Source organism: Microbacterium sp. GbtcB4 (assembly GCF_019091465.1).
Taxonomy (GTDB): Bacteria; Actinomycetota; Actinomycetes; order Actinomycetales; family Microbacteriaceae; genus Microbacterium; species Microbacterium paraoxydans.
In genome coordinates this window covers 1-239 of sequence record NZ_JAGXJJ010000482.1, presented here as the reverse complement: position 1 = coordinate 239, position 239 = coordinate 1, and the positions used below count along the sequence as shown (strand labels likewise).

Annotated in this window: 1 protein-coding gene; it reads right to left on the bottom strand. The window is 69.0% G+C overall.

The features are described from left to right. Window positions 1–239, bottom strand: a 239-nt coding sequence (locus KVS71_RS18545) for an FCD domain-containing protein (RefSeq protein WP_217585269.1), incomplete at both ends; no start/stop codon positions are given.

Sequence of the window (239 nt, the reverse complement as noted above, 5' to 3'; positions counted from 1 at the left end):
GGCGTTGCCCGCCATGCCCACGATCTCGCGGTGGAAGCGGATGTCGTGGTCGACGAGCTCCACGATCCCGACGGACGCGTCGACGGCCTCGACCTCCTCCTGCAGGGCGGCGATCGCTTCGTCCGTGCCGAGGGACGCCGCGAGACCGGTGGCCTGCGATTCGAGCATCCGGCGGACGGCGAACATCTCCAGCATCGAGTCGTCGCCGTGCATGTGCACGACGAAGGCGAACGCCTCCA